Genomic DNA, 9,254 nt, shown 5'->3' on the forward strand with positions numbered 1-9,254 from the left:
GGCTGGGGGTCGTGGCGCGGCATGGCCAGCAGGACGGAGAGGGCGAGCGCCGTGCCGCCCACCCGCAGGACCAGCAGCAGCGGATCGTCGGGAAGCGTCTCGCCGAAGGCGAGCGTCCCGAGGACCGCGGTGAACAGGCTGGTCACCGTGGTGCACACCGGCACGATGAGGGAGGCCCGGCAGCGCTGCAACGCCGTCTGCGACATCACCAGACCGGCCCCCGCGGTGAACAGCAGCAGATACGGATACGGGGACGCCAGCAGCGACAGCGCGGCCTCGCTGAGATCGGTGCCGGTCAGGCGGCTGGACGTGCCCTTGATGGCCAGCGAGCTGACCCCGTACAGCAGGCCCACCGCCACTCCGTACCCGATGCCGCTGGTCGGGACCCGGTGCCGTTTGGCCGCCCGGCTCTCGACCCGTACGTACAGCCAGACGCCCGCCCCCAGTGCCGGCAGACAGACCAGGAGGACCAACGCCCAGGGGGCCCCGCCGCTCACCACGTCCTCGCCCTCGCGCACCGAGGCGACGACCATCAGCAGGGCGACCAGCACCCCGCCCAGCGCGTAGCGTTCGCGGCCCGTCGACTCCTCGCCGAGCACGGCCGACGACAACAGCAGGAGCAGCACCAGACCGGAGACGAAGATGCCCTGCGCCGCCGCTATCGGCAGCGCCCGGTAGACGATCAGCTGGGCCCCGAACCCGGCCGCCAGCGCCAGCGCGCCGACGATCCACAGCGGACTGGTCAGCAGCACCCGGACCACCCGCAGCGGCCGGCCCGCCGAGAGCGCGGGCAGCGAGCCCAGGGCCCGCTTCTCCACCACGAACCCCACGCTGTACAGCGCGTTGGCGACCAGCGCGGCGCCGACACCCCACCACATGCGCGCTACCTCCGCCGCGCGTGGGCCAGCAGGATGGACGCGGCCCCGGGCACCGAGCACGCCGCCCGGTCCAGCAGCCGCAGCGGACGCGGCACCCCGTGGAAGGGGGCGCCCGTGATCCGCACGTCGTCGAAGCCGGACGCCGCCAGGAACGAGCGCAGCGCACGGGCCGTGTACAGCCGCAGATGCCCGACCACCTCGGAGCCGGGGCGGCCGTGGATGCCGCGCAGACTGACCTCCGAGAACACCGGCTGCACCCCGGCGAGCAGCAGCGCCCGGTTGTACCAGGCCGCCAGGTTCGGGGTGGACAGCATCAGATGGCCGCCGGGCCGCAGGACCCGCCGCAGCTCGTCCAGCGCCTGGTCCGGGTCGACCAGATGCTCCAGGATCTCGCTGAACAGCACCGCGTCCGCGCACCCGTCGGCCAGCGGCAGCCCACCGTGCTCCAGCTCGCCGCGCACCACGAGACCCATCCGGGGCCGGGCCCTGCGCAGCGCGTCCTGCGACCAGTCGACGCCGATCAGCCGGTGACCGGCGAGGACCGGGGCCGCCGTGGCCGCCGCCGTGCCGTCACCGCACCCGATGTCGAGGATCACCTGCCCCGGCGCGCCCAGCGCGTCGGCCAGCAGCCGGGCCTGCCGCAGGGTGCGCCCGTCGCCCGAGGCGACGGGAACGGCCGGGTTCTCGTAGAAGTCCCGCAGCCCGGGCGGGGGAGAGGTGGTGCCGGTCATACGGTCTCCGAGGACGTCGAGGCCAGGTGACGGGTGAACAGCTCGCGCAGGCGTACGCCGTCCTCGTCGCCCAGCAGGGTGCGCGACCAGCGCAGCGCCAGATGCAGCCGGCCGCCCGTGGACGCCGTGGTGAACGTCAGCCCCCGGGGCATCCGGGCGGGCGCGGAGAACCACACGGCGGTGGCCCGGCCCGCCTCCCCGAAGTCCAACGGGTAAGGGACCCGGCCGATGTTGCTCAGCAGCGTCGTCGAGGTCCACGGTCCCGCCAGCACCCGCAGCCCCCGGGTGAGGGCGGCGCGGGCGGCCACCGGCAGCAGCGGCGCGGTGAGCAGGGAAGCGGAACGGCCCAACGGGGGACGGGGGCGCGCCTTGAGCGCCCGGGTGCGCTCAGCGGTCGCCCGGAGCAGTGCGGGGATGTCGGCCCCGGGCGCCAGTTCGGACGCGGCGAAACCGACCTCCACCAGTCGGGTGCCGTTCCCGATCGGCATCTCGGGGCCCCGGGTGCGGTCGTCGACCGGCATGGTGATCCGCAGCGGCCGGCGGTCGGCCCCCGGCGCGCCCTGCGCCCGGTTCCAGTCGGCCACCGTGAGCGCGGTGGCCACCATCAGCTGGTCGTTCACCGTGTAGGGCGCGCCGGACTCCCGCTTCGGGACCGGCAGCTCGACCAAGAGCATGGCGTTGCCCGGTACCGGCGAGGGTCCCGGCGAGCCCGCCGCGATCCGGGCGGGCCGGGCCAGCGGCGCCGCCGGGGACTCCCCGACGAGCGGATCGGACGCCGGCCGCGCCGGTGCGGGGGCCGGCGGGGTGCGGTGCGCACCGTAGACCTCGGCGGCCGTCGCCGCCAGCCGCATGCAGGCCGGGCCGTCGAGGGCGGTGTGGTGCACGGTGAAGAGCAGCACACACCCCTCGGTGCCCGGCTCCTCGACCACCGTGAGCCGCAGCGGCGGCGACGCCGTCAGCGGAGGGGCCTCGTCCAGCGCCCGCGCCCGGGCCCGGGCGAGCGCCCCGGGCGCGGACGGCGGGAAGGAGACCGGATCCGCGTCGGGACTCCCGGTCAGCTCCCACTCGTAGCGCCGGGCGAACGGGGGCCGGGGGCGCTCCCGCATCAGCGCCCGGGGGTGCCGGACGAGCGCCTCGGCGAACGCGGCACGCAGCCGCCCCTCGTCCACCCGGCCGGGCAGATGGATCTCGATGTGCACCGTGTTCGGCTCGGCGTCCTGCGCACAGTGCCGGGCCACCTCGTCGACCACGGGGAACGGCACCCGGGCCGGGGCCCCGGGCCGGGGCATACCGCCCCGCGCCCGGGGTTGCTGCGTGGTCGCCATCAGGTGCCCCCTCCGGGACGGGACGGCGGCGGCTGCTGACCGCCGGGCTGCTGCGTCGGGCCGTCACCGCCATGGCCATGGCGGTCGCCGTGGCTGCCGCCTTCGCCCGAGCCTTCGCCCGAGCCGGATCCGTACCCGAATCCGGGTGCGGGAGGCGGAGTTCCCTGCGGACGCTTCGGGTCGGTGGACAGCGTCCGGCCCGAAGCGGCGGCGGCCTGCGCCGGCACCGCGGGCGCCTCGCCGCCCGCCGTGCCCCGGCCCCCGGCGGCCCGCCTGCCGAGCGGCTCGCGCCCGACCGTGACCAGGGCGGCGAACAGACCGACCAGCGCCAGGAACTGGGCCGTCGCGCCGAACGCGCCCTCGCCCGCCGCCGTGGTGTCCCCGGTGCCCAGCGCCGCGACGACACCCGCGGCGGCCATCGCCGCGAACGCGACCGGTGCGAGCAGCTTCGGCCGGAAGTGGGCGAGTACGGCGAGGACCGGCACCGCCAGGGCGAGCGGCCCCGCGATCACCACCCCCACCAGGGTGAGCGCCACCGTGCCCAGGACCAGACCCGGACCGGGTGCGACGGGCTGCTCCTCGGCCGCGTACGGCTCGGCTCCCCGCCGCCGCACGAAGGCGAGCCCCACGAGCGCCAGGAGCAGGACCCCCGCGCCGATCAGACCCACCTGGTAGATCCTGGCCGGCTCGTACTCCAGGGTGACCTTGCCGCCCTCGCCCTCCGGGATCAGCCAGGCCTGCTGCCAGCCGTCGATCCGCAGCGGCGTCAGCTCCTCGCCGTCCAGGGTGGCCTTCCAGCCCTTGTTGTGGTTCTCGTGGATCTGGAGGTAGGAGGCCTCGCCCGCGCCGACGGCGATCGTGCGACGGTCGCCGTCGCCCCGCTCGACGTCCACCGAACGCGGCGTGCTCGCCGGGGCCTCGGAGACTCCGTTGCTCAGCGTGACGTCCGTGATGGCGAGCGGTCCCGCGTCACCCGCCTCGACGGTGGTGGACGAGGCCGCCAGCTCCACCGTGCCGCCCTCGGTGCACGGCGTGACCTCGATGGGGCGGCGCTGCGTCAGGTCCCGCACCAGGCCCTCGGCGCGGGTCTCCAGGAACGTACCGCCGACGGACAGGACCGGACCCTTGCCGCAGGCCAGGCTGAACTTCTTGTCCGGCTTCGGCTGCGGCGAGCGGTACTCCTCCAGGGCCGGGACATAGACCTCGCTCAGCCCTACCGGCAACTGCAACTGGTCGTCGGCGACCGGGTTGTGGACGGTCAGCGGCGCCTGACGCGAGATGGTGATGTCCATCCGGTCGGTCCTGATGGGCGAGAAGCGGGCCATGCCGTTCTCGTCCACGGAGGCCACCGCTGTGCCGTCGGGGGAGCTGATCTGCACCTGCTCGGGGCGGGTGGACAGACCGCCGGCCGCCGCGAAGACGATCTCCCCGACCTCCTTCTTCTCCGGCCAGGACAGATGCAGTACGGGGCGTTCGCCCGCGATCCACGCCGTGGTCAGATCACCGTCGGTCAGATTGCGCGGACTGAGGCTGGTGCCCAGCCGTGCCGTGGAGTCGGCGCTCACCTCGATCTTGTCCCGCTCGCCCGTCAGCTCGAAGAGCAGCTTGTCCAGCTCCTCGCCGGGCACCGGCACCGCGCTCGCGGACACCTGGTACGGGCCCGCCTCCTGGGCGGTGAACTGCCGGTGCAGGCCGACCTCGGCCGCCACCGACGACAGACCGCCGGGGTCGCTGCCCCGCCGCAGCGAGTAGACCGTGGAGTCCGCGCCCTCACGGGGCGCGTCGGCGGGCAGCTCCAGCATCCGGGTCACCTGCACCCCGGGGACCGCGATGTCGGTGAAGCCGGCGCCGGTGAGCCCGGGACGCCCCTGCTGGGACTCCAGGATCGTCACCTTCAGCCAGGACGCCTGCCCGGTGGGCGCGGCCACCGTCTGCGCCGATCCGTCCGTCCTCAGCGGGCTGTCCTTGAAGCCCCGCTCGGTCTCGACCCGGACGACGGTCGGTGCGGCCCGCACGTTCGCGCTGGGCAGCGGCGTCACCTGGAGCGAGGCCGGAAGCTCCGTCGGAGTGGTGAAGTCGATCCGTACCCACTCGTCCTCGGGAGAGCCCGGGGATCCCTCCGCCCAGCCGGTGTCCGGGTTGCCGTCGAAGGCGTTGACCGGGTCGTACTGCGGCAGGTGGAACAGCCAGTTGCCCACCGACGAGGCGCTGACCTTCTTGGCGCCCCGCAGCACGGCCGTCGTCTGGTGCTCCGCGCCCGACGTCGGCAGGATCTGCCGGGGGCTCCGGTCCGGATCCTGCGCGGCCTCCACCGCGTTGCGCTCGTCGGCGGTGTACGTGTACGAGGTGTTGGAGTTGACCAGCCCGAACCGGGTGTCGGCACGCCGCAGCCCGTCGCCCGCCGCGTACAGCGACGGCCGTCCCAGACCCGGGTGCGCGTCACCGGCCAGCACGGCCGGCCGGCCGTTCACAGCGCCGCTCGCCGACAGCGGCAGCAGGGACTCGGGCCCACCGCTCACGACGGCCGTCGAGGCCACCGGGGACGTGGTCGCCCGCCCCGGACGCTCCGTTCCGGCGGGCGGCTCGTAGATCTCCACGGCCCGCTGCCGCGGATAGAGGCCCTCGACCTGCACGGGGGTGTCCGCCGCGATCCGGCCGCCGGTCATCACCGGACCGAAACCGGTCACGCGCTGGTACCCGGACGCCTCCAGGGTGCGCTTCACCGTGGCCGTGGGGACGTACCCCAACTGGTCGGGATCCAGGTCGTTGCGGACCACCACATAGTGCAGCCCCGCCCGGTTGAGGTACTCGCTCAGTCCGGGAACCTCGCCGCCGGTGGTCAGCGCCTGCTCGACGGCGTCCATCGCCCGCCGGTTGCCCGGCGTGCCGAACGGCACGTAGTCCCGTTGGGCCCAGGGCGAGTTCGCCAGCACGTCCAGCGGCTGGTCGATCGGGGAACCCCAGGTGTAGATGCCGTGCGCGGTCGCGGGGACCACCAGGGCGCGGTCGTCGGCCGAGTTCTTCTTCAGCCAGCTCCCGGTCGTCTCCCAGTACGTGGGCAGCTGCTGGAACGAACCCTTCTGCAGGATCGAGCCGTTGACGTACGGCCAGGCGAGACCCGGCAGCACGAGCGCGGCGGCGATCACCGGCACGAGCCGGCGGGCGCGCACCGCGTTGCCGCCGCCCCGCGCCGCGGCGGCGACGGAAGCCACCGCGGTGAGGTGCGCGAGGCCAAGGGCCAGGGCCAGCGCCAGACCCGTCTGGAACTTGTAGATGTTGCGGAACGGCACCAGCCAGCTGTCCAGCCAGTCCTGCACGGTCTCGTGGAACAGCCCGCCCAGCGCACCGCCGTAACCGGCGAGCGTGATGAGCGCGACGCTCAGCACGGTCAGCACCAGCCAGCGCCGCTCGGGCAGATCACGGCGCGCCAGACCCGCCAGGCCCAGGGCGGCGGCGAGCGCCGAGCCCAGGATGGTGACGGTCGCGGTGGCGACGGTCCAGCCGGCCGGCAGCCAGGCCTCGCCGAAGTTCAGATAGCCGACCCAGTTCCCGCCGCCGCGCAGCACCTCGGTCGCCGACATGGTCGTCGTGGTGGTGTACGAGGACTCCACGTACGGCATGAAGTTCTCGCCGAAGGTCCCCAGCAGCAGCAGCGGAACGATCCACCAGGCGGTCGCCAGGATCACGCCCGGGATCCACCAGGCCAGCAGCGCGCGCTTGCGCGGACCGCCGGGACGGGACAGCAGGTACAGCCCCACCGGCAGCAGCGAGGCCAGCGTGGACGCGGCGTTGACGCCACCCATCAGCGGGATCAGCAGTGCGGACCGGGCCGCCGCGATCCTCGGCGCGAGGCGCGGGTTCGTCAGCGGCAGCAGCACCCACGGCAGCAGGGCGCCCGGCAGGGCCGCCGCCGAGGTCGAGCCCACGACGATGGTGTACGTCGGCCACAGCGCGTACGCGACCGCGGCCGGCAGCCGGGTGGCCGGGGAACCCACGGCCAGCCGCTCCGCCAGCCGGAGCGCACCCCAGAAGGCGGTCGCCACGATCAGCGACAGCCACAGCCGTTCCGCGAGCCAGACCGGTACGTGCAGCAGGTCGGCGGCCCCGTAGTACGGCAGCATCGGGATGGCGTAGCCGACGTACTGGTCGGCTATCCCGCCGAACCCGGCCCGGCTGTGCCACAGCTCGCCCAGGTCGCCCAGGAAGCGCCAGGGGTCCGCGACGACGCCGAGCTTGGTGTCGAACGTCATCCGGCCGGGCGACACCGCGAGGAACGCCGCGAACACGGCGGCCCAGAAGCCCAGCAGCCAGCGCCGTGAGCGGGGCGTGGGCGGCCCGTCGGCGGGACCGGAGGGCGCGGGACCCGCGCCCTCCGGGGCCGTGGACCGGGGTGGGTGGACAGCGCTGGTCATGAACACCGCCGGAGGATGAGGAGGAGGTTCCAGGTGGCGAATTCCCGCAGTACGGGGATGCGCGGCACGAGCTGGGGAAGGACGGGCCAGTAGCGCGAGCGTGCTGAGACGACAGTCACGTCGGAGCGGCTCCGGACGTGGCTCAGGGTCTCCCCGACGCCGATCTTGAAGAGGTTCTCGCCGAGCCGGTGCTTGGCCGGGCCGCCGGTGCGCCGCTCGTAGCGGCTCCGGGCGCGTTCGGCGCCGAGGTAGTGCCAGGGCGCCCACTCATGGCCGCCCCACGGGGAGAGCCAGTTGGTGTAGGAGACGTAGATGAGCCCGCCGGGGCGGGTCACCCGCGCCATCTCGCTGAGGAAGGTGTGCGGGTCGGCGACGTGCTCCAGCACGTTGGAGGAGAAGCAGACGTCGGCCGCGCCGTCGGCGAGCGGCAGCAGATAACCGTCGGCGACGACGGTGTCCGCGCGCTGCCCGGGGCCGATCTCCGCCGGATCCGGTTCGAAGAGGTAGCTGTGCGCACCGCGGCGCCGGAACTCACGGGTGAAGTAGCCGTCGCCGCCGCCGATGTCCACGACGACCTTGTCGCGGAGCGGGCCGTGCCGCTCGACCTGGTCGGCCGCGTCACGGGCCAGCAGGGTGTACGCCGCGGCGGGGTCGCCCTGTTCGCGCAGGAAGGCGCGGAACAGGGCGGCCGACCGCCGGAACGAGGGGTCCTTCACGCGCTCGCGCCGATCACCGGGGCGCCCGGGCCGCCTACGGCGCCGGCGGTCGCCTCGGCGGCGACCGCGGCGAACCGGCGCACACTGGCGGTCCACCGGTAGTCGGCGGCCCGTTCGCGGGCCGCCTTGCCCATCGCCTCGCGCCGCTCGTCGTCCAGCGCCAGCGCACACCAGGCGGCGGCGAAGGAGGACGCGCCCGGGGCGAGGATCCCGGTGACCCCGTCCTCGACGGAGTCGCGCAGCCCCGGCACGTCGAAGCCCAGGGTCGGGGTGGACCGGGCCGCGGCCTCCGTGACGACGAGACCCCACCCCTCCACGGCCGCCGGGTGCAGCAGCATCCACGCGGCGCAGAGCAGCCGGTGCTTCTCCGCCTCGGTCACATGACCGGCGAACTCCACACCGGGACCGGCGAGCTGTTCCAGCCGGGCCCGTTCGGGGCCGTCGCCGACGATGACGAGCCGCCCGCCGGTGACCGGCCGGACCCGCTCCCAGAGCTGGAGCAGCAGATCGATGCGCTTGTAGTCGACGAGCCGGCCCAGCGCCACGAACAGCGGTGCGGCGGACCGCTCGCCCTGTGGGCTCGGCTCCTGGACTCCGTTGTGCACCACCCGGATCCGCCGGTCGGGCACGCCCAGTTCGCGCAGCGCGCCCGCCGTGGACGGAGATACCGCGATCATCAGGTGGTCGCGGTAGGCCCGGGACAGGGCCCAGTGTTCGAGCTTGCGCCCGGCACGGGCCACCGGGGTCGGGAAGCGCATGTCCCACAGGTCGGTGTGCACATGGTTGACCAGGCAGACCGTGGGTCCGCGGTGCCACAGCGGGGCCAGGTACGGCATGCCGTTGCAGACCTCGACGAGCAGGTCGCACGTGCCGATCCGCCGGGCGAACGCGGATCGCGCGCCGACGTAGTGCCCGAGCGCGGAGCCTGCCGAGACGACCCGGTAGGGCCGACGGGCGGCCGGTCCGCCGCACAGCAGGGTGACGTCGTGGCCCTGCTCGGTGAGACCCAGGGCGAGCTGGTCGACCAGCAGCTCGGAGCCGCCGGCGGCCGGATTGCCCAGGTCGCGGTGGGCGAGGAAGACGATGCGTCGGGGGGTCGCGGGGATCGTCGCGGGCGCCGGGCCCTGACCCGGACGCGCGACCGCGTCAAGCAGTGGGGGAGGGACGTGCTGGGGCATGGGTGCTCCAACTC

6 protein-coding genes are annotated in these 9,254 nt (G+C 74.4%); all 6 read right to left on the reverse strand.

The features are described 5' to 3' along the window. On the reverse strand, positions 1–878 hold an 878-nt coding region (locus HET64_RS32145), incomplete at its 3' end, for a hypothetical protein (RefSeq protein ID WP_215110676.1). A 5-nt stretch (positions 879–883) separates the two neighbouring features. Beyond that, on the reverse strand, positions 884–1,609 hold the full coding sequence (locus tag HET64_RS32150; protein WP_215110677.1) for a class I SAM-dependent methyltransferase: 726 nt from the start codon (positions 1,607–1,609) through the stop codon (positions 884–886). Continuing rightward, positions 1,606–2,934 (reverse strand): condensation protein, encoded by a 1,329-nt coding sequence (locus HET64_RS32155; protein ID WP_215110678.1) that lies wholly within the window; start codon positions 2,932–2,934, stop codon positions 1,606–1,608. Before HET64_RS32155 ends, HET64_RS32150 begins: the two co-directional genes overlap by 4 nt. Continuing rightward, a complete protein-coding gene (locus HET64_RS32160; RefSeq protein WP_215110679.1) occupies positions 2,934–7,346 on the reverse strand; it encodes an alpha-(1->3)-arabinofuranosyltransferase family protein in 4,413 nt (1,470 codons plus the stop codon). The genes HET64_RS32155 and HET64_RS32160 overlap by 1 nt, the downstream gene beginning before the upstream one ends. Continuing rightward, positions 7,343–8,062, reverse strand: coding sequence for a class I SAM-dependent methyltransferase (locus tag HET64_RS32165; RefSeq protein ID WP_215110680.1), 720 nt, complete (start codon positions 8,060–8,062; stop codon positions 7,343–7,345). Before HET64_RS32165 ends, HET64_RS32160 begins: the two co-directional genes overlap by 4 nt. Beyond that, entirely contained in the window at positions 8,059–9,240 is a 1,182-nt protein-coding gene (locus tag HET64_RS32170) for a glycosyltransferase family 4 protein (RefSeq protein WP_215110681.1), read from the reverse strand. The genes HET64_RS32165 and HET64_RS32170 overlap by 4 nt, the downstream gene beginning before the upstream one ends. Positions 9,241–9,254 lie beyond the last annotated feature (14 nt).

The sequence above is a fragment of the Streptomyces sp. McG3 genome (genome assembly GCF_018619185.1).
In the GTDB taxonomy this organism is placed as follows: Bacteria; Actinomycetota; Actinomycetes; order Streptomycetales; family Streptomycetaceae; genus Streptomyces.